Here is a 24,904-nt window from a genome sequence, read left to right as displayed (position 1 = left end):
TGCCCCCTCTCCTGGTCAGCTGACCGGCTCACCACACCACCCGCAGAACTGGTGCTGGGACGCCAGGCGGCCGCCGCAGGAGGTGCAGAACCGCTGGCCGCTGACGGTGCTCGGGGAGGCGGACGCCTGGCCGGCCGGGGCCGGTGTACCCGCGGCGGCTGCCGAAACCTGGGGCGGCCTGGGTGCCACGGAGGCCTGCGGCCCCCTGTCGACGGGTCGGCTCGGCTGGGCAGGGCCGGAGCGGGCGGCAGCCGCAGGCACACCCTGGTGGTCGGGCTGGGACGCGGCGGCCTCGGCCCGACGCTGACCCGTCGCGGGGCCGGCTCCCGGGTGCACCGACGCCTCGCGTCCGCCACCGGTTCTCGGGCCCGGCGTGGCCGGCCGGGCCGCGGCGGAACCGGGTCTGGCCGGCGCGGCACCCGCGCGCGAAGGCGCCGCGGGGGCGGGCCCGGCCCGCGACGAGGTGGCCGCTGACGGGCCCCGTGAGGACGGGGCGTGCGCGACACCCACTGCCACCGGGTTGCGGGAGGCGGTCGGTGCGGCCGCAGCCGCTTCGTTCCTGCTGGCCCGGGAACGACGACGGCGTGCCAGCAGCAGCGCGACCGCGGCGAGGACGAGGGTGGCGAGCGCGACACCTGCGACCAGCAGCCAGGGGAAGGTGTCCGCCGCCGTGGGGTCGTCCGCCACGGTGCCGGACCCCGAAGCGCCCTGCCCACCGCCGACCTTCAGGTACTGCTCGGAGATCGCGAGGTTGGCACGAGCCCCGTAGTGCCCGGGGAACGCCTCGAGGGTCTCCCTGAAGAAGGGGATGGCCCGCGAGTACTCGCTGTTCTTGAAGAAGTGCATCGCCTTCTCGTACGTGGTGTCCACCGTGCCGGCGGCGTGCGGGGACACCCCTGCCGCCTTCATCACGGGGAGGATCGCGCTGACCCCGACGAGGTCCGGGGCGGCCGCGCCGGCCCGGGGCGGCCCGGTCAGCAGGCCCACCACCTGACCGCTCTCGGCCACCACCGGCCCGCCTGCGAGGCCTTCGCCCAGGGCCTGCTTGAGGGTCGCGGCATCCTTGACGTCGTCAGCCGTCAGCTCCTCGGTCTTCAGCTCCGCCGCCCCGGGCTTGGCCAGGTGCTGGTTGATCTCCCGCAGGGGGTACTTCGCGCTCGGCACCCCGGTGAAGCCGAGCACACCGAGGGCGTTCGCACCTGCTGCGGACTGGGCCACCCGCACGGTCGGCCAGCCGTTGGCCCCGCGCACCCGCAGGACGGCGACGTCCTTGCTCCCGCTCAGCACCTCGGCGCGCAGGTTCCCATACCGCTGCTGCGAGCTCACGTAGGGGTAGACGACCATGTCGAGGGTGGCCTTGACGATGCAGCCGCCCGCGTCGTTGATCCGGTGCGGCGGGTAGCACCCCTGGAGCCGCTGCTGGTTGCGGTCGCTGGCCGGCCCGATGTCGTGGCGCGCGAAGGGGTCGGCTGCCAGCGACTGCTGGCCGTAGTGCTTCGAGAACGCCTGGTTGACCGCGTAGACCTTGGCCCGCTCCAGGTCCGGCTTGACGACCGCCCCGGTCGTGACGATGGCCCCGTTGGGGTCCACCACGAAACCGCTGGCCGTGGCGAGCACCGGGTTCCACGTGGTCTGGGCGACGCCGATGTGGACCCCCGCCGCATCGGGGCTCGTGCGGTGCTCGATCAGGGCCACCTCGACCTTGGCGCGCGCCTCCACGAAGACCACGGCTGGCGCTGCACGCTCGATCGGGGTCGGGTGGGTGTGCGCCACACCGGCCGAGGCGCTGCCCACGAGGACCGCCAACGTCACGGCTGCGGCTAGCGGAAGACTGCGACTTCTCCGGTGAACAGACATTGCTCGCTCCGCACGGCCAAGTGGCGGGGCCTGCTCAGGCGCCACCCCGTCCACCCTCCATGGAAGAACCGTCGAGTCGAGCGTGTCAACGGTTGCAGGGCGTGCACCTTCGACCCCTAGGTGTACGCCCGATGACGGACTCCCTGCGACCTCTCGAGCAGCGACATCGCCACCGCCAGCCGCTCCGGTCTCAGCTGGTGCCAGCTGCGCACGGCGACCTCGAGCAGCGCGAGGACCCGGTAGGCCGCGACTCTGTCCAGCACCGCGTCCGGGTCGAGGTCCGGGCGCAGGCGCAGGTACTCGCTGAGGAACAGGCGCTGCAGGACCGCGCCGCGGGCGGGCTGGGGCTGGGCGGTGCCGGCGGACGCCCTGGCGACCACGAGCGCGAGGTGGGCGGCGAAGTGGCCAAGGTCGAGGGCCGGCTCCGCCGCGGTCGCGCCGTCCAGGTCGAAGACTGCGCTGATGGGCCCGTCGAGGAGGACCTCCTTGGGGGTGAAGTCGCCGTGGGCGACGAGCAGCGGCAGGGGCTCGCGCTCCGCCGCCTGTGCCACGGGGTCCAACCGGTCGCGCAGGGCGGCCGCCAGGTCCGGCGTGTAGCGGCTGAGCGACTCGACCGAGGCGCGCACCCGCTCGGCCTCGGACCCCAGCGTGCGCGCCCGCCCGCCGGAGGGCGCCGACCCCGGGAGCACGAGGGAGTCCTGGACCGGCAGGTGCAGGCTGGCGGCGATCCCGGCACAGGTGCCGAGCGCCCCCTCGGCGGTCACCTGGCCCCGCACGGCGCCTTCCTCGCTCCGGCCCCCGCCGGCCACCCAGGCACGGACCAGGTCCTGCACCTGGGGCGTGCCCGGAAGCGCCTCCGTGACGACCAGCCGGAGCTGGGGCAGGTAGGTCAGGAAACGCGGCAGCAGGAAGGTCGCCGGGGAGGCGGCCCGGCCCCGGAGTCGCTCGAGCAGGAAGGCCAGGGTCGACCCGAGGTGCTCGCCACGGTCGTCGGGGAAGACCTTCCCGTAGACCACCTGGCGCACGGTCCGACGGCTGGGCGAGACCCGCCACAGCAGCTCGTACCGCACGACGGCGTGGTCGCCCACGGCGTACTTCACGACCTCCGGCCGGCAGGCCTCGAGCTCGAGCCCGCGCAGCGCGCTCGGCAGCACCGGCTCGAGCAGGGCACCCATCCGCGCCGGGTCGACCGCCTCGGCCAGTCCCGGCAGGTTCGGGTCCAGCGGGAAGGCGTGCAGCACCAGGTGCAGGCCCTCGACGGTGTGCACCGGTGCGGCGAACACCCGCTCACCCGTTCCGGGGCGGGCGACGGCGGCCAGCCCCGCGGCATACCGCTCTGCCCGGTCGGTGTCCGGGAAGAGGCGGCCGGCGACGAAGTGCTCGGCGACCTCCCCGCTGTGCCGGTCCCGCAGGTGCAGGCGGTACCGGAGCCTGGTGCCCTCCTCGACGGCGATGAGCACCTTGTCGACGTGGCAGGCCTCGAGGTCCCACTCAGGATCGAGCATGCGCTGGAGGTGGTCGGCCACCGCCGTCGGGGCGAGCGCGTCGCCCAGCCCGGGAAGGGCGCGGGCGAGCTCGGGAGACCGGCCGGCATCGAGGTCTGCGCGGGCGGGCCCCGGCCCCTCGCCTGCCGCGACCCAGCCGCGGAGCCGGCGGAACTCCTGCGCTGACGCCGGCAGCGGGAGGGCGTCGTGGAGCACGGTCTCGAACGTCGTCTCCGCCGCGACCTTGCCGTCAGCGGCGTCGTCACCCGCGGGCCAGGCCTCCAGGCCCGTGCCGCGCGGGGCCGACGCCCGCTCCAGGACCAGGTCGGGCTCGAGCGCCTCCTCCGCACGGGGGCCTGCGGGCTGGAGGGCGGAGCGCAGGTACTGGTTCTGGGCGGGCTCGGGCTCCCCGCCGGCCCCGGCCGCCTCCGCCACGGCCTCGCCGAACTGGCTGGCGTACAGCTCGGCGTACAGACCGCCGCGCTCGAGCAGGTCGGCCGGGGTGCCCTCCTCGAGGATCCGCCCGCCCGAGAGGATCAGCACCCGGTCGACGTTGCGGATCAGGTTGAGGTCGTGCGAGACGATCACTGCGGAGCGGCCCTCCAGGAGCGACTGCAGGGCGCCGGCCACCGACGCGGAGGCCACCGCGTCGAGGCCGGTCGTCGGCTCGTCGAGGACGAGGATCGGGGCGTCCCGGATGAAGGCCCTCGCGATCGCCAGCCGCTGCCGCTGCCCGCCGGAGAGGGTGGCTGCCCGTTCGCCGAGCACGGTGTCGTAGCCCTGGGGCAGCCCGGTGATGAAGTCGTGGGCGTGCGCGCGGCGCGCGGCATGCTCCACCTCCTCATATGTGGCGCCCTCCCGTCCGTACGCGATGTTCTCGAACACGGTGCCGCGCAACAGGATCGTCTCCTGCAGCACCATGCTGATCTGGGCGCGCAGCGAGTCGACGGTGAAGGTGCGGATGTCGTGCCCGTCGATGAGCACGGCTCCGGACTGCGGGTCGTACAGCCGGGGCACCAGCTGCGCGATCGTGCTCTTGCCGGCACCGCTGTGCCCCACCAGCGCCACGACCTCGCCGGCCTCGAGGGTGAAGCTGACCGACTGCAGCGTGAGGCGCTGAGGCTCGCCGTCGAGGTCGCCGGCGCCCTGCGGCTGGTAGGCGAAGCTGACGTCGCGGAACTCGATCGCACCTGACAGGGGTGGCGCCTCGCGGGCGTCGGGCGCGTCCTGGACCCCCGGCTCCCGGGCGAGCAGCTCGTCGATCCGCTCGACGCTCGCATAGACCTTGGCAACCCTGTTCCACTGCTTGATGATGCGGCGGGTCGGCTTGAACATGTTCTGGATCAGCATGACGAAGGCGACGAGCACCCCGGCCGGCAGCCGGTCCGACTCGACGAGGCCCCCACCGACGAGCACGAGGAGGGCGATGATCGTCGCCTCCAGCACGCTCACGGTGAGCCCGAACAGCGCCTCGAGCCGGGCCGTCCGCAGGATGGCGCCCATCGCCGAACGGCTCTCCCGGTCGAACTTCTCCTGCTCGTGGCCGGCCCGACCGTAGGTCTGGACCACGCTGATGGTGGTGAGCATCTCCTGGGCCGTCGTGGCCAGGTCGCCCTCACGGGCGCGCATCTCCTTCGACGAGGCCTTGATGCGTCGGGCGAAGAAGGCGGAGACGCTGGAGAGCAGCGGCACGATCACCATGGCCAGCAGGGCGATGCGCGGCGACTTGTAGAAGAGGTAGGCCAGGGTGCCGGCGAGCAGCATCACGCTGCCCACGAGGTCCTTGAACGAGTCGGTGACGAACTCCTCCACCGCCTGCACGTCGCCGGTGATGCGGGTGAGGACGTCACCCGTGCTCCGGCGCAGGTGGAAGGCGAGCGAGAGCTTCTGCAGGTGCGAGAAGAGGGCCCGGCGCAGGTGGTATCCCAGGGTGCGCCCGGCCTCGGCGAGCCTGATCTCGGAGGCGGCGTCCGAGAGGCTGTTCAGCGCCGTGAAGGCGATGAGTGACCCCGCGAAGACGGGGATGGCGATGTCCTTCGGCACCTCCAGGTTCAAGGGCCTCCACAGGGTGCCCTTCTCGAGGTAGGTGAAGAAGGCCCCGATGACGACCGGCACGAGGATCGCCGTGCCCGCCTCGACCGCCATGAGCAGGACGGAGGGCAGGAACCCCGCCCGGCGGCCGCCGGAGTACTGGCGGAACATCGCCAGCGTGCGCCTGGCGTCGCCCCGCCGCTTCGTGCTCGGGCTCATGCGGCCACCCGCTCGATGTCGGCGGCCATCTCCGCCGCCGTCTGGTAGCGGTCCGCGGGCTGGGGCTGCAGCGCCCTGACCACGATGGCGCGCTCACCGTCGGTGAGGTCCGCGTCCGGCTCGGGCTGGCTGCGCAGGTACATCCGCACCGCGACCATGGGGTCGGCCGACATCAGCGCCGGGTACAGGCCGCCCCCCGTGAGCACGACGTGCAGCGTGACCCCCAGGGACCAGACGTCGCTCGCCCGGCCGGGCTCGCCGCCCTGCATCAGCCGCGGGTCGAGGAGCTCGAGGTCGCGCTGGTCCCCCCGGGTCCCGAGCCCGGTCAGCGGCTGGCCACGCGAGAGCAGGTGAGCCAGCGCGGGCTCGGCCAGCACCGCACCCGCTCGGCCCAACAGGATGTTGGCGGGTTTCACGGCCCGGTGGACGATGCCCGCCTCGTGCAGGGCGTGGACGGCACGGGCAGCCTGCGCCACCGCGAGCAGCAGCTCGATGCGCGGCCTGGTGGTCGCCGCGGCGGCGAGCGAGCCCTGCGGTTCGTACCGCATGGCGTAGAAGACGCTCCCGGCGTCCATGGCCAGCTCGTGGACCTCGAGCAGGCCGGGCGAGCCCACGTCGGTGTACGCGCTCAGCTCCTCGGCCACCGCCGTGAACCCGCTGTCGCTCCCCGGGATTGACAGGACCTTGAGCGCCACCTGCCCGTCGTCGAGACCCAGCCTGGTCGGGGGCCGGGCCAGGAAGACCCGACCGTGCACGCCCGAGCCGACCTCCCGCAACAGGACGTAGTCACCGACGCGGTCCACCGGAGCCCCCTCCGGCGCCCCGCCCGAGGCCCTGGCCGGCCTGGCCTGCGGGCTGGCCTGCGGACGGCGCGGGCACCCTGGCCGGCGCGAGCTGGACGCGGTCGAACAGCAGCTGCCGCTTGCCCAGCCGCACCCGGTCCCCCGGGTGCAGCGGCGTCCCCGGCTCCCGGTACACCGACTCCCACGGCCCCGCCGGCCCGCCCCGGCTGACCTGGGTGCCGTTGGCCGAGCCGCTGTCGGCGACGAGGACGTCCCAGCCGGACAGGTGCAGCCGGGCGTGCACCCGCGACGTGCTGTGCTCCGCGTCGCGCAGCACGAGCGGCCTGGCCCGCCCCGCCCTGACGTCGGGGGCCTGCTCCGGCTCCCGTCCGATCACGTAGTCGGTGCCGACGGTGTAGACGGCGCCCTCGTCCGTGACCAGGACGCCCAGCGCAGGCCGTGGCCGCGTCACCCGCGGGCTGCCGGCCTCGATCGCGCCCCCACACTGCCCGCACGACGCGGCCCGCGGCTCGTTGAGGTGGCCGGAGGCGCAGAGCACCCCCTCCACGAGCACGGGGGTCTCGACCGCGACGGTCGGTGTCTCGTCCTCGGCGGCCGCGAGCGGCAGCGGGCCGCGTCGGACCGACGGCCGCACTCGGTCGGGCCCGGAGAGCCGCACCCTCCTGACCTGCACCGTCTGGCGGAGGACGGTGCGGCCCTGCGAGTCCTCCGGCGGTGGCGCCGGGTGGTCCGCCGGGGCTGGGGCGGGCACCTTCGTGCCCGGCGCACGCAGGTATGCCGGCCGCTCCAGCACGCGGGCGGCCTCCTGGGCGTCCCGCCCGGCTTCGCGAGCGACCGCTGCGCTCGCGGTGTCCGCGCCGCTTGCCGACTCCACGCTTCCCGCTGCGCCGCCCCCGCCGGCAGTGCCGGCGGCACCTGCAGTGCGGTGCAGCGTCCCCGCGCCACCGGGAACCGTGCCGGCGAGCAGGTCCAGGGGGAGGCCGGGCGGCAGGTCGCGCGTCGGGCCCCGGGCGCCGTGGACGGCGAGGGAGTCGAAGTCGAGCGGCACCACGCGCTCGACCCAGGCGAGCGACCGCTCGGCCCCGAACGAGAACCCCTGCGGGCCGGTGACCGACACGGTTGCCTCGCCGTGCACGAGCACGGTCAGGTGGTCGCCGGTCTCGAGCAGCAGGGCGAAGCCGGGCAGGTCCTCCGGCTCGGCCTCGGTGAGCAGACGGGCGACCCCGCGGACCCTCTGCCGCCCCGTCGGGTCGGGCACCTGCGCGCACAGGGCGAGGAGCCGGCTGGTGGCCGGCGCGGTCTGCACGGTGACCTCGGGCACCACGAGCAGCACGTCGGGTCCCCGGTGCACCAGGCCGCTGCCCCCGTGCACCTCGAGCCGGCCCCAGCTCATGGCCGCAGCCCCGTGTCGAGCGCCAGGTCGAGGTTGACCGCCGCACTGATCAGCGCGAGGTGGGTGAAGGCCTGCGGGAAGTTCCCGAGGGCCTCGCCGGAGGGGCCGATCTCCTCGGCGTAGAGCCCCACGTGGTTGGCGTAGGTGAGCATCTTCTCGAACGTGTGGCGCGCCTGTTCGACGCGACCGGCCCGGGTGAGCGCCTCGACGTACCAGAAGGAGCAGAGGTTGAAGGTGCCCTCCGACTCGGTGAAGCCGTCGGACCCGTCGGTGCGGTACCGGTGCACCAGGCTGTCGGTCACGAGCTCGCGCTCGATCCGCTCGAGCGTGCTGACGAAGCGGGGGTCCTTCGGCCCCGTGAACTTCACGAGCGGCATCACGAGGGCGGCCGCGTCCAGGGTGGAGCTGCCGGGGTACTGCACGTAGGCCCGGAGCTCGGCGTTCCAGCCACCCTGCTGCACGTGCAGGTAGGCGCGGTCAGCGGTCCTGCGCCACCGGGCGAGCGGGGCCGGCAGGCCCCGCTGCTGGGCGATGCGGGCTCCTCGCTCGAAGGCCACCCACGTCATGACGGTGGAGTACGTGAACCGCTGCATTGGCCCGCGGACCTCCCAGACGCCGTGGTCCGCCTTCTCCCAGTGCTCCTCGAGCCAGTCGAGCTGGCGCCCCAGCGCCTCCCACAGCTGGTAGGAGATCGGTTCGGCGTGGCGGTCGTAGAGGTAGACCGAGTCCATCAGCTCGCCGTAGATGTCGAGCTGGAGCTGGTCGGCCGCGCCGTTGCCGACGCGCACGGGCCGCGAGTCGCGGTACCCGCGCAGGTGGTCGAGGGAGTGCTCGGCCGGCACCGGGCTGCCGTCGAGGCAGTAGAGGATCTGCAGGCCCCGACCCGGCGGCGCCTGCGTGCACCGGGCCTCCAGCCAGTCCATGAAGGCTGCCGCCTCCTCCGAGAAGCCCAGCCGCATGAGGGCGTAGACCGTGAAGGCGGCGTCGCGGACCCACGTGAACCGGTAGTCCCAGTTGCGGGTGCCACCGACCGACTCGGGCAGGGAGGTCGTCGGGGCGGCGACGAGGGCACCCGTCGGCTGGTGCACCAGGAGCTTCAGGGCCAGGGCCGAGCGCTCCACCATCTCCCGGTAGCGGCCGCGGTACCGGGAGCGTCGCAGCCACTGCTGCCAGTAGGCCAGGGTCGTGCTGAGGAGCTGCTCGGCCTCGGCGACGTCGAGCGGCCGGGTCGAGCCCTGGCGCGACAACGAGAGCGCCAGCGCCTCGCCCTCGTCCAGGACCGGTCGCCCCACCGCGGCACCCTCCTCGGCCTCCAGCGGCACCGTGGACCGCAGCACCAGCTGCCCGGCCGACGACGAGAAGAAGGCTCCCGAGCCCTCGACGATGTCGACGTCGGTCGGGGCTCTGCCGTAGTCGAAGGCCGGGGCGCAGCGGATGTCGATCTCCACCCGCCCTCGCACCGCACGCACGATGCGCACCAGCTGCAGGGGACCTCGGCCGCCGCGCTCCCGCGGCACCATGAAGTCGACCACCTCGCCGACCGAGCTCTCGCCGAGGAACCGGGTCAGCAGGATGTTGGAGTCCGGCAGGTACATCTGCTTGGTGCGGCTCGCGCCGGGGCACCGGACGCTGAACCGGCCACCGCGGTCCCCGTCCAGCAGCGCGGCGAACACCGACGGCGAGTCGAAGCGCGGCAGGCACAGCCAGTCGATGTCACCCGTCACCGACACCAGGGCAGCGGTGTGCAGGTCGCCGATGATCCCGTGGTCCTCGATCGGGACGTGGCTGGCCGCCGTCCCAGCGCCTCGCCCACGTGCAGCCATGCCGCGCCGCCTTCGCCTGCGACCCCGAACCCGCTACTGCCGCGATGGTAACGCCGGATGCGAGCGCCGAGAACGGCCATGTTCCGCAGGGCGACCGCCTCCCGGACCGGCGGACCGGCACGGGTGCGGCGGCATCCCACCGATGGGCTATGATCCTTCCGTCGCGACAGACCGACCCGGACCCCCGGCAAGGCCCGTCGCGAGTGCATGTCACGGCCAGGTAGCTCAGTTGGTACGAGCGTCCGACTGAAAATCGGAAGGTCGGCGGTTCGACCCCGCCCCTGGCCACCACACAAACCGCAGGTCGTTCAGGGGACGACCTGCGGTTTCGTGTTTCTGGGCACTTCCCGTACTCACGCGCGGTGCCCGCTTGATCCATTGCCGCGAAGCCCGGCAACTGGGCACGATCCAGACATGACCAAATACCTCATCTCCTTCCCCAGCGACGCGATGGTGCTGACGCGCGAGGAGTTCCCGATCGTCGCCGCCGAAGCCCACGCCGTCATCGAGGAGGCCAAGGCCGCCGGCGTCTACGTGTTCGGCGGCGGAATCGAGGAAGAGGTGAGTCCGGTGCTGGTCGCCGCCGACGGGACGGTCAGCACCGAGACCTACCCAGGCGTCGACATCAAGGGCGGGTTCACCATCCTCGAGCTGCCCTACCGCGCGGCAGCCGAGGAATGGGCTCGGAAGATCGCCGTCGCGTGCCGCTGCGCGCAGGAGCTGAGGGAGTTCCAGTACGACCCGCAGAGCTAGGGACACCCACACAGGCGCGGCGCCCCCGCACCTCTGCGGCTACGGGGCGGGCGCCTCCAGGGCTGCCGCCGCCTCCAGGGCCGACGTCGCCTCCAGGGCCGACGTGACCGCCATGGCTGCAGTGGCCGCCGCGTCAGCCCCGCCCTCCGCAGACGGCACCGGGGAGACCGCCGGCGCCGCCTCGTTGACGTACCACGCCAACCCCAGGCCGAGGCCCATGATCTCGTGGTCGCCGAGGCCTAGGCGGAGCGCCACGGCCCGCGCGTTGGGCGGCCGCTGGCCGGGGTCCTTGGCGAGGCAGTCCTCCACCACGAGGGCGATGTCCTCGGGGACGTCGTCCGGCAGGGCCGGAGGGGTCTCGCGGATGTGGCTCAGGGCCGTGGCGATGGGCGTCCCGCGGTCGAACGGTCGGCGGCCGCAGAGCATCTCGTGCGCCACCACCCCGAGGGCGTACAGGTCGCTGGCGCCGGTGGCCGGCTCACCCATGGCCTGCTCCGGGCTGATGTAGTTCGGCGTCCCGAGCATCTCCCCGGCCCGGGTGTGTCCCGATGCGTCCAGGGCGCGGGCGATGCCGAAGTCGGTCAGCTTCACGACACCGTCCGGGCGGATCAGGATGTTGGGGGGCTTGACGTCGCGGTGCACCACCTTGGCCTCGTGGGCGACGCCCAGTGCCAGGGCCGCCTGTCCCATGATGGAGCGGACCTCCGCGTGCGGCAGGGCACCCCGGTCGCGAAGGACCGCCGACAGGGGACGGCCCTGCACCAGTTCCATGACGAGGAAGGCCAGGTGGCCCTCCTCGCCGTAGTCGAAGATGGTGGCGATGTTCGCGTGGAGCAGGCGGGCCGAGTTGACGGCCTCGTCGCGGAACCGGATCGCGAACAGCTCTTCATGACCGGGGTCCGGGCGCATCACCTTGACGGCGACCTGGCGGCGCAGCACCTCGTCGGTCGCCGCCCACACGTCGGCCATGCCCCCCGACGCCACGCGCTCGGCCAAACGGTACCGGCGGCCGAGCAAGAACCCGGCGTGCAGTCTCTCCACGATGCCCCTCATTTCGGGCGCGGCATCGGGTGACGCCAGAAAGCCCCGAGGGGAGTTTACGGTGTAAAGCAAGCCTCCGCGCGCCATCCGGACGCTGCGTCCGCGGAGCGCCCCTTTCCTGCCGCAGCTGACGGATTCCGGGCCCCAAACGTCAGCAAACAGTCAAGAACGGCCCCGATCACACCCATTCCTGCCACCCTCGGCGTTGCCCCGTCGTGAGGGCCAGGGAGGAGGGTCTTTCGGATGCATGGCGCTGACAGCGCGGCCGGCGACGGGCTCGACGCCCTGGTGCAGGCCGCCGCGCGGGGCGACGGCGAGGCCTTCGGCCGGCTCTGGGCCGCCCTCTCGCCCGCCGTGGCCGCCTACTTCCGGGCCCACGCCGTCCACGACGCCGACGACCTGACCAGCGAGGTGTTCCTCGCCGCCTTCCGCGCGGTGGGCACCGTGAGCGGCGGCGCCGAGCAGTTCCGGGGCCTGCTGTTCCGCATCGCGCACCGCCGCTACGTCGACTGGGTGCGGCGACGGGTGTGCCGTGGACCACACCTGTCGTACGAGCCGGACCTCGACGCCCGCACCAGCGCGTCGGCGGAGGACTGCGCCGAGGACCGGCTGGGCACCAGGCGTGCCCTTGCCCTGCTGGACCTGCTCACGCCCGACCAGCGACAGGTCGTCTCGCTGCGGGTGCTCGGCGACCTCTCGCTCCAGCAGACGGCCGAGGTGCTCGGCAGGGACGTCGGCACCGTGAAGTCGCTCCAGCACCGCGGCCTGGCCCGGCTCCGCCGGGGCGTCGAACAGGAGCGCACCGGTCCTGGGCCGCAGGACCTGCGCCCCGCGGAAGAGGGTGCGAGCCACCCGTATCCCGAGCGGGTGCCCGTGCGATGGAAGCCACGTCATGTCTGAGAACCGCGAAGCGCCCGGAACCGGGTCGAACCTGCAGCCCGAACTGCCGTCCGGGCTGCACCACCACGACCCGGCGGCCGAGGCGCTGCAAGAGCTGGGCAGCCTGCTCCGGGCCGGCCCACCCGCACCCAGCGCCGCCCTGGCGGCCTTCATCGCAGGTCCTGAGACGACCGACTCCTCCCCCCACCACGAGCAGACAAGGAACTCCCTCATGAAGGTGATCCACCTCAAGGCCTCCCGGGTCCGCCGGGCCGCCGCAGCCGCCGGCACCGCCCTGGCCCTGGCCACCGTCGGCGCCGCAGCGATGGCCGCGACCGGCAGCCCGACGGCCCCCGCCGTCGTCCAGGCCGACCCGAGCGAGACCACGAGCACGACCACCGAGGCCACCGAGACCGCGACGGCGGAGCCCACCGAGACCGAGGAGCCCACCGAGACCTCCGAGCCCACGGAGACCGAGGAGCCCACCGAGACCGCCGAGCCCACGGAGACCGAGGACACCGAGGAGTCCGAGGAGTCGGAGGAGTCCGAGGAGTCCGAGGAGTCCACGAAGACGCCGAACCCGCGGGCCTACGCCAACCACCACGACGGACGTGGGGCGGACGACGAGCATGCCGACGTGCGCGGCGGCGGCGAGGTCGACCACCGGGCCGGCGAGAAGGCAGGCGACAACGACGAGGAGGACGCCGAGGAGTCGGACGACGAGTCCGGCGACGAGGCGGGTGACGACGCCGGCTCGCGCAGCGGCGACAAGGGCGGCAAGGGCAAGGGACGCCGCTGACGCCAGGCGGCCACCGGCCGCTGCGGCCCCACCGGGCCCCCGTCCACCTGCGGATGGGGGCCCTGTGGCGTCCCCCGGGTTGCCAACCCGCTGCGGCGGGGCAAGGCTGGGGAGGCCGCCCGCGGCATACGTCTGGTCGAGCTGAAGGAGCACAGGATGGCAACCACCCGCACCGCGTCAGCCCACTGGGAGGGTTCCCTCAGGGAGGGCGCCGGCAAGGTCACGATGGAGTCCTCGGGGGTTGGCGCCTTCGACGTGACGTGGGCCTCGCGGGCCGAGGACCCAAACGGGCGCACCAGCCCCGAGGAGCTCATCGCCGCGGCGCACTCGTCGTGCTTCAACATGGCGCTCTCGGGCGCCCTCGCCAAGGCGGGCAACCCGCCCACCTCGCTCGACACCACCGCCGAGGTGACCTTCCAGCCCGGCACCGGCATCACGGGCGTCGTCCTGAAGGTGACCGGGGCCGTGCCCGGCCTGACGGCCGAGCAGTTCCAGGAGGCCGCCGAGGGCGCCAAGGTCGGCTGCCCCGTCAGCCAGGCCCTGAAGGCCGTGCCGATCACGCTCGAGGCGCAGCTCGCCGAGTAGGCCCGGACCACAGGCACCCTGACCAGGTCGCGGGCGGTCGCTGTCTCCGCGTGGACAGCAGCGACCGCCCCGTAGCCCCAGGAGTCGCTGAATGAGAAGTCGCCTCGCCTCGCTGGTGCTGCGCGCCGCCCGCTGGACGCCCGTCGGTGAGGTGCCACGGACCGGAGTCCTGGTGGGCGCCCCGCACACCTCGAACTGGGACTTCGTCATGATGCTGCTCGTCATGTGGCGCGGCGGGGTGACGCCTCGGGTGCTCATCAAGAAGGAGCTGTTCCGAGGGCCGTTGGGGTGGTTGCTGCACCGGCTCGGCGGCGTGCCCCTCGACCGGGCCAACCCCAGCAGCGTCGTGCGCGAGCTGGTGCGCGAGGCCCGCAGCGGGGAGCCGTTCCTGCTCGTCATCGCCGCCGAGGGAACCCGCCGGAAGGGCGAGTACTGGAAGTCAGGGTTCTGGCGGCTGGCCCGGGCCGCCAAGCTGCCGATCGCCCTCGGCTTCATCGACGGACCGACGCGCACGCTCGGGTTCGGCCCGACCATCACCGCGACGTCCGACGTCGTGGCTGACATGGACAAGATCCGCGAGTTCTACCGCGACAAGCACGGCATCCACCCCGAGCTGCGCACCGAACCGCAGCTCCGGGAGGAGCTGCGGGCCGAGCGCTGAGCGGTCAGCCGACCTCGGTGCGCGGGGCCACGAGCGAGAGCCAGGGGCTCGACGCGGTGGACAGGTAGTTGCCCGCGCTGGCGCCGAGGGCGAGCCGCCGTCGCAGCTCGCGCATCAGCTCCTCGTTGGTGGCGTCCGCCAGACCAGCGCCGGCGGCCTCCTCCTCGACGGACAGGCCGCACGCCTCGGCGGCGCGCAGCACGAGCTCACGCGCGGGCACGTGCAACGCGCGGGCGAGGGCGTCGATGACCTGGGAGCTCGGCCAGTCGGCGAGCCAGTCCTTGCTGAGCACCGGCATGAGGTCGCTCTCGTCGAGGCCGGTGCCCCTGGTGAGGTCGGTCAGCGTCCAGTTCCGCCACGCCATCTCAGCCCGGACGTAGGCCCCGAGTCGGTTCATCGAACTCCCCTGTCTCGTCATTCGCCGCCCTGCGGCGGGAGGTGCTCCAGCCCTGTGCCCCATCCGGGCTCCGGGGGACTGTCGCACGTAGTGGCATTCAACGGAGGCAAACGGACCCTTGAGTGGTTCTTTACCTTCTCTTGACTGCGCAGTGACGGTCCCTTTGCTGCTGCTCAGCCGTACGGGTGAGCGGTCTCCCCGCCGAACGGAGTCGCGCCCCGGCCGTGGGGAGGGCGTCGCGGGGCGGCGTTGGGTGGGGGTGGGCGCCGCCCCGCGACAGCTGTGAATCGCAGGGCCTGGACGAGCGACGCGAGAGAGCGCCTGCTCGTCCAGGCCCACCCCCGCCTCGCCGCCCCAGCGGCTGCACCACCGACGATCCTCGCGCCACCGCCCAAGGGCCAGCCTTTTGGAGGTTTCTTGACGATTCCGTCGACCAGACATGACCGAGTCCCCGGCCCGCGGCCGCGACACGCCATGATGCGTCCATGACTCTGCCGCTCAACCCGGCCCTCGCCGGGCGGTATGCCGCCCTGGCCCGCCTGCTCGTGCGTCACGGCCGCTCCGACGTGGTCTCCGGCGCCGGCTTCGACGAGTTCCTCGTCGAGGAGGAGCGTCCGGCCGGCCGCTCGGACCTCGCCGAGGAGCTCGCCGACGACCTCGAGCGCATGGGGCCCACCTACATCAAGCTCGGCCAGCTGCTCTCAACCAGGGTGGACCTGCTTCCCCCTGCCTACACCGAGGCCCTCACCCGCCTCCAGGACCGGGTCGAGCCCTTCCCCTTCGAGGACGTCCGGGCCATCGTCGAGGAGGAGCTCGGCGTCTCGATCGGCAACGCCTTCGCCGAGTTCGACGAGAAACCCCTGGCCGCGGCGTCGCTGGGCCAGGTGCACCGCGCCACCCTGCGCAGCGGCCGCGAGGTGGTGGTGAAGGTGCAGCGTCCCGGCATCCGCGAGACCGTCCGCGACGACATGCAGGCCCTGGCGAAGCTGGCCGAGTTCGCCGACGCCCACACGGACGTGGGGCGCCGCTACGGCTTCGGCCACCTGCTCGCGCAGTTCCGGCGCTCGATCGCCGGGGAGCTCGACTACCAGCGCGAGGCCGCGAACCTGAGGCGCCTGCGCGCGCTGACCAGCGACTACCAGCACCTCCTGGTGCCCGAGCCTGTCACCGACTACACCAGCAGCCGGGTGCTCACGATGGAGTTCGTACCCGGCCGCAAGGTCACCGACGTGGGCCCGCTCGGCCTGCTCGACGTGGACGGCGAGCCGCTCGTGCGCGACCTGTTCCACGCCTACCTGCACATGATCCTCGTCGACGGGTTCCTCCACGCCGACCCGCACCCGGGCAACGTGCTGCTCACCCCCGACGGCCGGCTGGCGCTCATCGACCTCGGCATGGTGGCCACCGTCCCGCCCCGGGTCCAGGACAGCCTCGTCAAGCTGCTGCTGGCCATCAGCGACGCCGACGGCGAGGAGGCCGCGACCGTCCTGGCGGCCATGGGCTCGCCCCTCGACGGCTACGACGCCGGCCGGTTCCGGGAGGACGTCTCAGCCCTCGTCACGCGGGCGGTGTCCCTGGGCGGCGAGGTGCAGGCCGGCGCGGTCCTGGTCGAGCTGAGCCGCCTGTCGGGCACCCACGGCCTGCGCCCTCCGGCCGAGATGGCGATGGTCGGCAAGGCGCTGCTCAACCTCGACCAGGTCACGCAGCACCTCGACCCCGGCTTCGCCCCCGCCGAGGCCATCCGCGACAGCGTCGCCGACATCATGGGCTCCGGGCTGCGGGTCTCCCCCAGCGGGATCGTGGCCGCGGCCATCGACGCCAAGGAGTTCACCGCGAACTTCCCGCGCCGTGCCAACAAGGTCATGCAGAACCTCGCCGAAGGCACCTTCTCGGTGCGGGTCGACGCCGTCGACGAGGCGCGCCTGCTCCACGTGATGCAGCGCCTGGCCAACCGGCTCACCACCGGCATCGTCCTCGCTGCCCTGGTGGTCGGCGCCGCGCTGATGATGCAGGTCCCCACCGACTCGACGATCCTGGGCTACCCCTCGATCGCCATGGTGTTCTTCCTGCTGGCGGCCATCGGCGGCGCCGCGCTGGTCGTCTCGATCGTCGTGACCGACCGCAAGATCGCCCGCCAGGAGGGACGGGCCCGCGACCCGCGGCTGTGAGGCGGTGGCGACGCGACCGCCGGGTCGGCCGGCGCTAGGGTCACCGCCGTGAGCACGACCAAGAGCCGGTATGCCGCGTGGCCGGCCGCGTGCGCCCTCCTCGCCATGGCGGGGTGCGCCGGTCAGGGGTCCGTGGAGGACGAGCCGGCGGCGCAGACCGCGCAGCGCTTCGCCCGTGCCGTCACCAGCGACCCGGCCGCCGCCTGCGGCCTGCTGGCCCCGCAGACCCGCGTCGAGCTCGAGGGCGAGGGCGGCTCCTGTGCAGGGGCACTTCCCCAGCGCGACCTCCCCGAGGACGCCGGGTCGGTGCGCGAGGTCAAGGTCTACGGCAAGGACGCGGTGGCCTACCTCGAGCGCGACACCGTGTTCCTGGCCCGCTTCGACGACGGCTGGCGCGTTACCGCGGCCGGCTGCACCCCCAACGGCGACCGTCCCTACGACTGCGACGTGGAGGGGAGCTGACGATGCGGACCATGTTCACGGCATACCTGCTCTTCATCTTCGCCGGGCTCGCGTACTGCATCGCCATGGGGATGGCAGGACGGTGAGGCAGCGGCTGCGCGACAACGGTCTCAGCCTCGTCTTCGGCGCGCTCCTGCTGGTCGCGCTCGTGGGGCAGGCCTTCACGGGCCAGGCGTCCTACAACGAGCAGGCCTCCGATGCGGGCCTGCCGACGGTCAGCCTGCTCGAGTACGTCACCTCCTCGCACTTCACCGTCGACGTCGCCGAGAACTGGCAGTCCGAGTACCTGCAGTTCCTGCTGTTCATCCTGCTCACGATCTTCCTCTTCCAGAAGGGCTCGACGGAGTCCAAGCCCTTGGACAGGGGAGGCCGCGAGTCCGACAGGGACCAGAAGGTGGCCGAGTACGCGCAGGCGGAATCACCGGCCTGGGCGAAGGTGCGGGGCTGGCGACTCACCCTCTTCTCGCACTCCCTCGGCCTGACGATGGGCCTGGTCTTCGTGCTCTCCTGGGTGGCGCAGCTCGTCGCCGGCCACGCGGCCCACAACTCCGAGCAGATCCAGCAGCGCAGCGACCCGCTCGGCTGGTGGGACTACCTGCTGGCACCCGACTTCTGGAACCGGACCCTGCAGAACTGGCAGTCCGAGTTCCTCGCGGTCGGCAGCATGGTGGTGCTGAGCATCTACCTGCGCGAGCGCGGGTCGCCGGAGTCCAAGCCCGTCGGCGAGCCGCACGAGTCGACCGGCAGCGAGGGCTGAGACGCCCTCGGCGTGCCCCGGGGCGTGCCCTCCGTCCTTCTGGCGGCACACCCGGCCCGGGGCTGGCGCTGGTCCCCTGCGTTCAGCAGCCAGCCGAGCCCGGGCGGTCGGACGTCAGAGGACGTCGGACAGAAGGGCGCGGACCTCGGCCTCGCGGTAACGGCGGTGTCCACCCAGGGTGCGGATCGAGTTGAGCTTGCCGGCCTTGGCCCAGCGGGTCACCGTCTTCGGGTCGACGCGGAAAAGCGAGGCCACCTCGGCAGGGGTGAGCAGCTTCTCGGCCTCAGTGGGGCGAGCGACCATGATTTCTCCTAAAGGTTGAGCAGGCCTCAATAATCGGACAACCGCCGCACATACGGAACAATCCATACGGGTGGTCGTTAATAGCCCAAAGGGACTAGTCCGACGAAGGCCCCGGAGTCGGGAATACGCTGTGACCAGCGCGCGATCCGCGCCCCGTCCACTGCGCAACACCGAGCCCTAGGAGTCACCACCGTGACCGTGTCCTCGTCGCCGTCCCCCACCTCGCCGTCGCCCGCCAGGTCCGCCCTGTCCCAGCACGAGCAGGTCGTCTTCTGCCACGACAAGACCACCGGCCTGCGAGCCATCATCGGCATCTACAGCACTGCGCTCGGGCCGGCTCTCGGTGGGACACGGTTCTACCCGTACGCGTCGGAGCAGGCCGCCCTCGACGACGTGCTGCGACTGTCGAAGGGCATGGCCTACAAGAACGCGGTGGCCGGGCTCGAGCTCGGCGGCGGCAAGGCCGTCATCATCGGCGACCCCCACACCGACAAGACCCCCGAGCTCCTGCGCGCCTACGGCCGGTTCGTCGAGAGCCTGAACGGCCGCTACGTCACCGCCTGCGACGTGGGCACCTACGTGGCCGACATGGACGTCGTCAGCGAGACCACCCGGTGGGCCACGGGCCGCTCCGAGGCCAACGGGGGCGCCGGCGACAGCTCCGTGCTCACGGCATACGGCGTCTTCCAGGGGCAGCGTGCCTGCGCGCAGCACCTGTGGGGCGAGCCGACCCTGAAGAATCGCACCGTCGGCATCGCCGGCGTCGGCAAGGTCGGCCGGCTGCTCACCGGGCACCTGGTCGAGGACGGCGCCAACGTCGTCGTGACCGACGTCAACGAGCGGGCCCTGGCCGACCTCAAGGCGAAGTACCCGCAGGTCGAGGTCGTGGCCGACACCGCCGCGCTCATCCGCGCCGACATCGACGTCTACGCCCCGTGCGCCCTCGGTGGCGCGCTCGACGACGCCACGGTGGAGGCGCTCACCGCCACCGTGGTCTGCGGCGGCGCCAACAACCAGCTCGTCGAGGAGGGCGAGGGGGGCACGGCAGACCGGCTCCGCGCCCGGGGCATCACCTACGCCCCCGACTTCCTCGTCAACGCCGGCGGGGTCATCCAGGTCAGCGACGAGCTCCACGGCTTCGACTTCGAGCGGGCCAAGAAGGGCGCGACCGCGATCTTCGACCACACCCTCGAGGTGCTGCGGACCGCCGACGAGCGCGGCACCACGCCTGCTGCGGCCGCCGACCACGTCGCCGAGGAGCGGATGGCCGCTGCGGGCCGCGGCGGCATCTGGCTGCCCGCCCGCTGAGACGTGCGTCCTGCCTGGTGGGCGACAGGGCCGAGAAACGCCGGCCCGCCAGGCAGGACCAGCGACGCGAAACTTGCGTCGCTGATGTAGCGTTGTCCCCACGACAAATACACGATTCCCGGGACCGCTCCGTGGAGTCGAAGGGCCCACGGGCCCTCCGACTGAGCGATGCCGTCCCGGCAGACGCATGAGGGGGTCACGCCATGGGGCGCGGCCGGGCCAAAGCCAAGCAGACGAAGGTCGCTCGGGAGCTGAAGTACTTCTCCCCGAACACCGATCTCAGCGCGCTTGAGCGAGAACTACACGGCGGTTCGTACAAGCAGCCGGAGCAGGCCTCCGACGAGTACGACGAGACCGACGACTACGACGACTACGGGAAGTGGGCGTCCAGCCAGGGTTGACCTGGCGTCGCCACTGATCGTCACCTCATGCGCGGGCCCCGTGCCCGTGTCAGCTCTTCGAGCGCTGCGGGGCACCTCGAGTGCGCCGCAGCGCTCGTTGAGGAGGGCCACCGCAGGGCACCGAGCACTGTGTGACGCCCTCGGGCGGTCTGCTCGCGGCACGGTTGTCGCGCGCGGCGTCAGGCGCTGAGCGCGAGCCAGCCCACGCCGATCCCGACGGCCCAGCCAAGCACGCCCGACAGGCTGCCCACCAGCCACGGTGGAGCGTGTGAGCCGGGCGTGGTCGCCAGGACCCACGCGGAGCCGAGTGCGGTCAGCAGGCAGGTGGCCATGGCCGTGAGCGCCACGGTCAGCACCCACCCGGACAGGTCAGCGCCCCTTGCATCCGGGACGAAGACCGACCCGAAGGCCAGGATGAGCTCGAACGCCATGTCGAGCACGAGGGCCGCGGGCACGGCAGCCAGCGCCCCCAGCCAGGCGACACCGGCGGCCCACAGCATCGCGTCCGCACGTCGGCGCCCTTCGGCGGCAGCAGTCGTCTCCACATCGTCAGTGTGGGCGGCAGGTCGGCCGCGCCGCGTGAGCCCGACTACTCAGCTCAGGGCGCCCGCCCCCACCATGGCCCGCAGGGTTGGCGCTGAGGCCCTTCTCAGTCGTCGCCGATGATCCACGGCAGGTCGTCCCAGCCCGGCAGGCGCGAGATGGCGACGCTGCGGAGGTAGTCGACGAAACCGAGTGCCCCCAGACGCGCCTCGGCGGCATGGGCATACACGTTGCCCTCGTACCCCGAGAGCGCCCGCAGCACGCGTACGGGCTCGATGGGCAGGGCGGAAGCCTCGTAGCGGTACCCCGGGTAGGCCTCGCCGTCCGCCGCCCACTCGTAGTTGGCCCGCCACAGGAGGTCACCCACGGCGGTCGCCGTATCCGGCGTGACCACGAGGTTCACGCCTTCGGGGCCGGCGAAGTCGAACGGCCCCCACGGGCGTGGCCAGGCAAGGGCCACTGTGACGAGGTAGTCGATGTGGACCTTGGGCAGGAGCACCTCCTCCACAGGGCTTCCTCCCTCAGGCGAGCGGGTGCTCGCCGACGACCTGCACCGCGCCACCCTCGACGCCCTTCGCGCCGTGCACGACCTCGACGCCTTCGGCGATCCGCGCCCCCTCGAGGGCGGTGACCTCGCCCAGCACCCACGACGGTATGCCGCGGCCCTCCAAGGTGCGGATCGCCAGGTCGGCCTGCGCCTGCGGCAGCAGGGCGACGAAACCGATGCCCATGTTGAGGGTGCGTTCGAGGTCGGCCCGGGGGACCCTGCCGAGCTCCCCGACCGTGGTGAACACAGGTGGCGGCGTCCAGGTGGCGCGGTCGAGCCGGGCGAAGACACCCCGGGGCAGCACCCGGGCGAGGTTGGCCGCCAGGCCGCCGCCGGTGACGTGCGAGAGGGCGTGCAGGTCGACGCCGTCGGTGCGGATGAGGTGGAGCAGGTCGGCGGAGTAGACGCGCGTCGGGGTCAGCAGCTCCTCGCCGAGGGTGCCGCCGAACTCGGGCACCTCCCGGTCGAGCGCCCAGCCGGCGGCCTCGACCACGCGGCGCACCAGCGAGTAGCCGTTGGAGTGCAGGCCCGACGACCCCAGGGCCAGCACCACGTCACCGGGCACGACCCGCTGCGGGCCCAGCACGTCGGCGTACTCGACGACCCCGGTGGCGGCACCGGCCACGTCGTACTCGTCGGGGGCCAGCAACCCCGGGTGCTCGGCCGTCTCGCCGCCGACCAGCGCGACGCCGGCCTGCTCACAGGCGGCCGCGATGCCCGAGACGATCGCGGCGATGCGCTCGGGCACGACCTTGCCTGTGGCGATGTAGTCGGTCATGAAGAGCGGCTCGGCCCCGCAGACCACGATGTCGTCGACGACCATGCCGACGAGGTCGAAGCCGATGGTGTCGTGCCTGTCGAGGGCCTGCGCGATCGCCACCTTGGTGCCCACCCCGTCGGTGGAGGTGGCGAGCACCGGCCGCGTCATGCCGGTGAGGGCGGAGGCGTCGAACATCCCCGCGAAGCCGCCGAGGCCCCCGAGCACCTCGGGCCTGGTGGCGCGGCGCACCGAGGCCTTCATCAGCTCGACGGCCCGGTCACCCGCCTCGACGTCGACTCCGGCGGCGGCATACGTGATCGGCTCGCTCACCCCATCAGCCTAGTGGGCGCCGGCACCCTCCCCCGGTCGAGGTGGAACCGCCGGGGATTGCCGGCGCGTTTACCTCGACCGGCGAAGGCGCTATACCTGCGGTATCAGGCGTTGGCCTGCGTTTGAGGGGGATGGCATGGCGACACGGCACGAAGGCAGCGTCCTCAACACCTACCGGTACCTCCGGGTGGCCATGGTGCTGCTCGTCCTGCTGCTGACCGCATCGGTGGCGCTCCAGGTCTTCGGGTCCGACCCCGAGTGCTGGCAGCGGTCGGTCAGCGCCTACTACTACACGCCGGCCAGGGCGGTCTTCGTCGCGAGCCTGTGCGCGATCGGGGCCTGCCTGGTCGTCTACCGCGGCAACACCGACGCCGAGGACGTCGCCCTCAACGCCTCCGGGTTGCTGGCGTTCGTCGTGGCCTTCGTGCCGACCCAGGTCGACGACGCCTGCCCGGCGAGCAACGTCCCGTCGCCGGCCGAGCTCGATGCGGCCGTCACCAACAACGTCTGGGCGCTGTACGCGGCGGGCGTGGCCCTCACGGCCGTTGCCTGGTTCCTGCGCACCCTGACCGCCCCCGACGAGCGGGGCGGCAGCCTGTCGCTGTGGCCGCTGGTCTTCTCGGGGGTGGCGGTCGTGGTGTTCCCGTTCGTCTTCGTCACCTGGCACGACGCCGTGCGCGACCACGGCCACGACGTCGCCGCGATCGCCCTCTTCGCAGGCATCGTGGTCGTCGTGGGGATGAACGCCCTCGGCCTGGCCGCCCAGTCCGACGGCGGCAGGCCGCTCGCCCGGCGGGCAGCCAACCGCTACACGGTCGTGGGCCTGGCGATGGTGGCCACGTTCGTGGGTGTGCTGGTGGCGCACTGGGCGGTGCCCGGCTTCCTGCAGTGGCTGTTCTGGCTCGAGGCCCTCCTGCTGGCCGAGTTCGCCGTCTACTGGGTGCTGCAGACCGTCGAGCTGTGGAACGTCGTCGAGCGCGCCGAGGCGCCGGAGCCCTCGCCCGGCCTCACGACCCCGGCCCCGCCGCCGGTCCTCCTGGTCGGGCCTAGGGACGCGTGAGCGCGTCGTCGGCGCCGCCCTGCACCCCGGTCGGCACGCCTTCGACGTCGAGCGGCAGCGGCTCGAACAGGTTCTTGCCGAGCTGGCTGTCGTCCGGCAGCGGGATCGGGTAGTCGCCCGTGAAGCAGGCGGTGCACAGTGCCGTGCGGGGCTGCTCGGTCGCGGCGACCATGCCCTCCTCGCTGATGTAGCCGAGGCTGTCGGCGCCGATGCTGTTGCGCACCTCCTCGACCCCGATGCCGGTGGCGATGAGCTCGGCCCGGGTGGCGAAGTCGATCCCGTAGAAGCAGGGCCAGCGCACCGGTGGTGACGAGATGCGCACGTGCACCTCGGCGGCCCCGGCCTCGCGCAGCATCCGCACGAGGGCCCGCTGCGTGTTGCCGCGCACGATCGAGTCGTCGACCACGACCAGGCGCTTGCCGCGGATGACCTCGCGGAGAGGGTTGAGCTTGAGCCGGATGCCGAGCTGGCGGATGGTCTGCGACGGGGCGATGAAGGTGCGACCCACGTAGGAGTTCTTCACCAGGCCCTGCCCGTAGGGGATGCCCGACTCCTGCGCGTAGCCGATGGCGGCAGGCGTCCCCGACTCCGGCGTCGGCATGACCATGTCGGCCTCGACGGGGTGCTCGCGGGCCAGTGTGCGCCCCATCTCGACCCGGGCCTCGTGCACGCCGCGGCCGTTGATGGTGGTGTCGGGACGGGCGAGGTAGACGTACTCGAAGACACAGCCCTTGCGCTGGGTCTCGGCGAAGCGCTGCGAGCGCAGGCCGGCCTCGTCGATGGCGATCAGCTCGCCCGGCTCGACCTCGCGGATCACCGAGGCGCCGACGATGTCGAGGGCGGCGGTCTCGGACGCCACCACCCAGCCGCGCTCGAGCCGACCGAGGACGAGGGGGCGGATCCCCTGGGGGTCGCGCGCGGCATACAGCGTCTGCTCGTCCATGAACACGAAGGAGAAGGCGCCGCGCAGCCGCGGGAGCACGTCGAGCGCCGCGGCCTCGACGGACCGGTCGGGGTCGTCGGCGAGCAGGGCGGTCACGAGGGCGGTGTCGGTGGTGTTGCCGCGCCGCAGCTCACCCTTGGCGACCTCGTAGCCGGACTCGGCGCGAAGGGCCACCAGCTCGCGGAGCTCGGCGGAGTTGATGAGGTTGCCGTTGTGGGCCAGCGCCACCGTGCTCTGCTCGTGGCCGCCGAGCGTGGGCTGGGCGTTCTCCCAGGTGGAGCCGCCGGTGGTCGAGTAGCGGCAGTGGCCGACGGCCAGGTGCCCCCTCAGCGAGTTCAGCGAGCGCTCGTCGAAGACCTGCGAGACCAGGCCCATGTCCTTGTAGACGAGGATGCTGCGCCCGTCGGACGTCGCGATGCCGGCCGACTCCTGCCCACGGTGCTGCAGGGCGTAGAGGCCGTAGTAGGCGAGCTTCGAGACATCCTCGCCGGGCGCCCAGACGCCGAAGACGCCGCAGGCGTCCTGCGGGCCCCTCTCGCCCGGAAGGAGGTCGTGGGTGAGCCGTCCGTCTCCGCGTGCCACGCCGGCCAGTCTCCC

General features: G+C 72.7%; 23 protein-coding genes and 1 tRNA gene. 12 read left to right on the top strand and 12 right to left on the bottom strand.

Annotation, left to right across the window (positions count from 1 at the left end):
- Positions 1–15 precede the first annotated feature (15 nt).
- The 5 genes from P0Y31_RS04340 to P0Y31_RS04320 all read right to left on the bottom strand — a co-directional run bounded on the left by P0Y31_RS04340 (position 16) and on the right by P0Y31_RS04320 (position 9,610).
- Complete coding sequence (locus tag P0Y31_RS04340; protein WP_275866821.1) at positions 16–1,812, bottom strand: trypsin-like peptidase domain-containing protein; 1,797 nt, start codon at positions 1,810–1,812, stop codon at positions 16–18.
- 161 nt (positions 1,813–1,973) lie between these two features.
- On the bottom strand, positions 1,974–5,591 hold the full coding sequence (locus P0Y31_RS04335) for an ABC transporter transmembrane domain-containing protein (RefSeq protein WP_275866820.1): 3,618 nt from the start codon (positions 5,589–5,591) through the stop codon (positions 1,974–1,976).
- The gene (locus P0Y31_RS04330) at positions 5,588–6,394 is read right to left on the bottom strand and encodes a protein kinase (RefSeq protein ID WP_275866819.1); all 807 of its coding nucleotides are present in this window, start codon (positions 6,392–6,394) and stop codon (positions 5,588–5,590) included. The genes P0Y31_RS04335 and P0Y31_RS04330 overlap by 4 nt, the downstream gene beginning before the upstream one ends.
- Positions 6,378–7,787 (bottom strand): FHA domain-containing protein, encoded by a 1,410-nt coding sequence (locus P0Y31_RS04325; protein ID WP_275866818.1) that lies wholly within the window; start codon positions 7,785–7,787, stop codon positions 6,378–6,380. The genes P0Y31_RS04330 and P0Y31_RS04325 overlap by 17 nt, the downstream gene beginning before the upstream one ends.
- Positions 7,784–9,610 carry a glycoside hydrolase family 15 protein gene (locus P0Y31_RS04320; RefSeq protein ID WP_275866817.1) on the bottom strand — a complete coding sequence of 609 codons (1,827 nt, stop codon included), beginning with the start codon at positions 9,608–9,610 and terminating at the stop codon, positions 7,784–7,786. Before P0Y31_RS04320 ends, P0Y31_RS04325 begins: the two co-directional genes overlap by 4 nt.
- 214 nt (positions 9,611–9,824) lie before the next feature.
- Here P0Y31_RS04320 and P0Y31_RS04315 point away from each other — a divergent pair.
- Together P0Y31_RS04315 and P0Y31_RS04310 are read left to right on the top strand one after the other, a co-directional pair.
- A tRNA-Phe gene (locus tag P0Y31_RS04315) sits at positions 9,825–9,901 on the top strand.
- A gap of 123 nt (positions 9,902–10,024) precedes the next feature.
- Positions 10,025–10,363, top strand: a complete 339-nt coding sequence (locus P0Y31_RS04310; RefSeq protein ID WP_275866816.1) for a transcription initiation protein — start codon at positions 10,025–10,027, stop codon at positions 10,361–10,363.
- Positions 10,364–10,402: 39 nt separating this feature from the next.
- Here P0Y31_RS04310 and P0Y31_RS04305 read toward each other — a convergent pair whose 3' ends face one another.
- Positions 10,403–11,416: a serine/threonine-protein kinase gene (locus P0Y31_RS04305; protein WP_275866815.1), complete on the bottom strand. Its 1,014-nt coding sequence runs from the start codon at positions 11,414–11,416 to the stop codon at positions 10,403–10,405.
- A 231-nt stretch (positions 11,417–11,647) separates the two neighbouring features.
- Between P0Y31_RS04305 and P0Y31_RS04300 the strand changes: the two genes are divergently transcribed.
- From P0Y31_RS04300 to P0Y31_RS04285, 4 genes are all read left to right on the top strand, one after another.
- Positions 11,648–12,304 (top strand): RNA polymerase sigma factor, encoded by a 657-nt coding sequence (locus P0Y31_RS04300; RefSeq protein ID WP_275866814.1) that lies wholly within the window; start codon positions 11,648–11,650, stop codon positions 12,302–12,304.
- The gene (locus P0Y31_RS04295) at positions 12,297–13,082 is read left to right on the top strand and encodes a hypothetical protein (protein WP_275866813.1); all 786 of its coding nucleotides are present in this window, start codon (positions 12,297–12,299) and stop codon (positions 13,080–13,082) included. Before P0Y31_RS04300 ends, P0Y31_RS04295 begins: the two co-directional genes overlap by 8 nt.
- A 156-nt stretch (positions 13,083–13,238) precedes the next feature.
- A complete protein-coding gene (locus P0Y31_RS04290; protein ID WP_275866812.1) occupies positions 13,239–13,667 on the top strand; it encodes an OsmC family protein in 429 nt (142 codons plus the stop codon).
- A 91-nt stretch (positions 13,668–13,758) separates the two neighbouring features.
- The gene (locus tag P0Y31_RS04285; protein WP_275866811.1) at positions 13,759–14,328 is read left to right on the top strand and encodes a 1-acyl-sn-glycerol-3-phosphate acyltransferase; all 570 of its coding nucleotides are present in this window, start codon (positions 13,759–13,761) and stop codon (positions 14,326–14,328) included.
- Between the two features lie 4 nt (positions 14,329–14,332).
- On the opposite strand, the gene P0Y31_RS04280 is transcribed toward P0Y31_RS04285, so the two are convergent.
- A complete protein-coding gene (locus tag P0Y31_RS04280) occupies positions 14,333–14,725 on the bottom strand; it encodes a hypothetical protein (RefSeq protein ID WP_275806455.1) in 393 nt (130 codons plus the stop codon).
- Positions 14,726–15,210: 485 nt separating this feature from the next.
- Here P0Y31_RS04280 and P0Y31_RS04275 point away from each other — a divergent pair, with 485 nt between their 5' ends.
- The 3 genes from P0Y31_RS04275 to P0Y31_RS04265 all read left to right on the top strand — a co-directional run bounded on the left by P0Y31_RS04275 (position 15,211) and on the right by P0Y31_RS04265 (position 18,112).
- The gene (locus P0Y31_RS04275) at positions 15,211–16,893 is read left to right on the top strand and encodes an AarF/UbiB family protein (protein WP_275866810.1); all 1,683 of its coding nucleotides are present in this window, start codon (positions 15,211–15,213) and stop codon (positions 16,891–16,893) included.
- Positions 16,894–16,941: 48 nt separating this feature from the next.
- Positions 16,942–17,355 carry a hypothetical protein gene (locus tag P0Y31_RS04270; protein WP_275866809.1) on the top strand — a complete coding sequence of 138 codons (414 nt, stop codon included), beginning with the start codon at positions 16,942–16,944 and terminating at the stop codon, positions 17,353–17,355.
- 82 nt (positions 17,356–17,437) lie between these two features.
- Complete coding sequence (locus P0Y31_RS04265; RefSeq protein ID WP_275866808.1) at positions 17,438–18,112, top strand: DUF6766 family protein; 675 nt, start codon at positions 17,438–17,440, stop codon at positions 18,110–18,112.
- A 114-nt stretch (positions 18,113–18,226) separates the two neighbouring features.
- Here the strand turns inward: P0Y31_RS04265 and P0Y31_RS04260 are convergent, their stop codons facing one another.
- The gene (locus P0Y31_RS04260; protein ID WP_091758593.1) at positions 18,227–18,415 is read right to left on the bottom strand and encodes a BldC family transcriptional regulator; all 189 of its coding nucleotides are present in this window, start codon (positions 18,413–18,415) and stop codon (positions 18,227–18,229) included.
- A gap of 192 nt (positions 18,416–18,607) precedes the next feature.
- Between P0Y31_RS04260 and P0Y31_RS04255 the strand changes: the two genes are divergently transcribed.
- Positions 18,608–19,723 carry a Glu/Leu/Phe/Val dehydrogenase dimerization domain-containing protein gene (locus P0Y31_RS04255; protein WP_275866807.1) on the top strand — a complete coding sequence of 372 codons (1,116 nt, stop codon included), beginning with the start codon at positions 18,608–18,610 and terminating at the stop codon, positions 19,721–19,723.
- A 203-nt stretch (positions 19,724–19,926) separates the two neighbouring features.
- Entirely contained in the window at positions 19,927–20,124 is a 198-nt protein-coding gene (locus P0Y31_RS04250; protein ID WP_275806442.1) for a DUF3073 domain-containing protein, read from the top strand.
- A 179-nt stretch (positions 20,125–20,303) separates the two neighbouring features.
- On the opposite strand, the gene P0Y31_RS04245 is transcribed toward P0Y31_RS04250, so the two are convergent.
- From P0Y31_RS04245 to purM, 3 genes are all read right to left on the bottom strand, one after another.
- Positions 20,304–20,669 (bottom strand): hypothetical protein, encoded by a 366-nt coding sequence (locus tag P0Y31_RS04245; RefSeq protein ID WP_275866806.1) that lies wholly within the window; start codon positions 20,667–20,669, stop codon positions 20,304–20,306.
- Positions 20,670–20,773: 104 nt separating this feature from the next.
- Positions 20,774–21,175 carry a hypothetical protein gene (locus P0Y31_RS04240; RefSeq protein WP_275866805.1) on the bottom strand — a complete coding sequence of 134 codons (402 nt, stop codon included), beginning with the start codon at positions 21,173–21,175 and terminating at the stop codon, positions 20,774–20,776.
- A 13-nt stretch (positions 21,176–21,188) separates the two neighbouring features.
- Positions 21,189–22,304, bottom strand: coding sequence for a phosphoribosylformylglycinamidine cyclo-ligase (gene purM / locus P0Y31_RS04235; RefSeq protein WP_275866804.1), 1,116 nt, complete (start codon positions 22,302–22,304; stop codon positions 21,189–21,191).
- 136 nt (positions 22,305–22,440) lie between these two features.
- Here purM and P0Y31_RS04230 point away from each other — a divergent pair, with 136 nt between their 5' ends.
- Complete coding sequence (locus tag P0Y31_RS04230; RefSeq protein WP_275866803.1) at positions 22,441–23,364, top strand: hypothetical protein; 924 nt, start codon at positions 22,441–22,443, stop codon at positions 23,362–23,364.
- On the opposite strand, the gene purF is transcribed toward P0Y31_RS04230, so the two are convergent.
- Positions 23,351–24,889 (bottom strand): amidophosphoribosyltransferase, encoded by a 1,539-nt coding sequence (gene purF, locus P0Y31_RS04225; protein ID WP_275806432.1) that lies wholly within the window; start codon positions 24,887–24,889, stop codon positions 23,351–23,353. The genes P0Y31_RS04230 and purF overlap by 14 nt on opposite strands.
- Between the last annotated feature and the right edge of the window lie 15 nt (positions 24,890–24,904).

The organism is Knoellia sp. 3-2P3 (genome assembly GCF_029223115.1).
Lineage (GTDB): Bacteria > Actinomycetota > Actinomycetes > Actinomycetales > Dermatophilaceae > Pedococcus_A.
The sequence above is the reverse complement of the archived record's forward strand: the minus strand, read 5'-3'. Positions and strand labels throughout refer to the sequence as shown.